Here is a 1,557-nt window from a genome sequence, read left to right on the forward strand (position 1 = left end):
GCCCAGACAATTGGCTCCCGCTCAATCCGGGTGACCTGCTCGGAAGAGCCGGATGCGGGAAATCCGCACGTCCGGTTCTGTGAGGGTGAAAGCCAGCAATGGCCGATCTACTCGACTAATTCCTTGTTAAGCTGAATCCGGTTAGTATATCCGCAGTACAATCGAAAGCTATCCCCGAATTGAGGTTACTAATGGCCGAAACCAAATCCACGACTCTGACTGTTCGTGTTCATCCAGCCGTGAAGGAGGGGCTTCGGTCAGCCGCCGAACAGGAAAGGCGCAGTCTGGCCAACATGATCGAGGTGATGATCCGCGACTACTGCGAGCGGGGCGGTATCCCCATCGCTGAAAATGGTGCCGACAGGTAATGACCTCCGAAGCCGACACCCGCGCCAATTTCATCGATCCCGCATTGGTAAGCGCTGGCTGGGAAAGCGGCCAGATAATCCGCGAATTCTACTTCACCGATGGTCGTAAGCTCGCTGGAAATCAGCGCGGCAGTCGTTGTTTCGTCGATTACCTGTTGCATAGTGAAAACCGCCACCTGGCGATCATCGAGGCCAAAAAGCAGTCAGCTCACCCCACGCAAGGGCTGCAACAAGCCATCGACTATGCAGCAAAGCTCGGTGTTCGCTTCGTCTACTCCACCAATGGCGAACAGATATACGAGTTCGATCTTGAGGTGGGGAAGGGCGACTACACCGAATGTTATCCGATGCCCGAGCAATTGCTCGCCCGCTATGCCGGTATAACGACTGACCTGACGAGAACACTCAGAGACATCCCATTCCATCTGGAAGCAGGGATGCGGCCTCGCTACTACCAGGAACTGGCCGTTCACGCGGCAACGGATGCCATTGGAAACGCCAAAGACCGGATGCTGCTGACACTGGCCACCGGCACAGGCAAGACCTTCATCGCCTTCCAGGTAGTCCACAAGCTGTTCCAGGCGCGCTGGAATCGCCAGGAGCCGGGTTCGCGCCGTCCCCGCATCCTTTTTCTGGCAGACCGGAACATCCTCGCTGATCAAGCGATCAATACCTTCAACCCCTATGAAAAGGACTTGGTAAAGATCGATGGGGACGAGATACGCCGCCGTAATGGTGTGGTGCCCACCAACGCCCATATCTTCTTCGCCATCTATCAAGCGATCGCCGAAAGAGAAAACATCGGCGGCTACTACAAAGAATACCCCGCTGACTTCTTCGACCTGATCATCATTGACGAATGTCACCGGGGCGCAGCCAATAACGAAGGCTCCTGGCGCGCCATCCTGGAGCACTTCGCCCCCGCCGTGCATCTTGGCCTCACCGCCACCCCAAAGCGCACGGATAACATCGACACCTACAACTATTTTGGTCACCCCGCCTATGAGTATTCGCTCAAGGATGGCATCAATGACGGCTTTCTCACCCCCTACCGGGTCAAGCGCATCCGCACTAATTCTACTTTGTCATATTCCAAATTGCATAAATGGCAGGGCGAGGATATAATGCAACATATTGTTTTGAAAGGATAATTCATGATTATTTCCTGAAAGTACCTGCACCCCCTTCG

General features: G+C 54.7%; 2 protein-coding genes. Both read left to right on the plus strand.

Going from position 1 to position 1,557, the window contains the following annotated elements:
• Positions 1–239 precede the first annotated feature (239 nt).
• Entirely contained in the window at positions 240–368 is a 129-nt protein-coding gene (locus ACOCD2_RS19360) for a hypothetical protein (protein ID WP_308317352.1), read from the plus strand.
• On the plus strand, positions 368–1,519 hold the full coding sequence (locus tag ACOCD2_RS19365; protein WP_419602439.1) for a DEAD/DEAH box helicase family protein: 1,152 nt from the start codon (positions 368–370) through the stop codon (positions 1,517–1,519). Before ACOCD2_RS19360 ends, ACOCD2_RS19365 begins: the two co-directional genes overlap by 1 nt.
• Positions 1,520–1,557: the final 38 nt, after the last annotated feature.

Source organism: Thiolapillus sp. (assembly GCF_048562965.1).
Lineage (GTDB): Bacteria > Pseudomonadota > Gammaproteobacteria > Chromatiales > Chromatiaceae > Thiolapillus > Thiolapillus brandeum_A.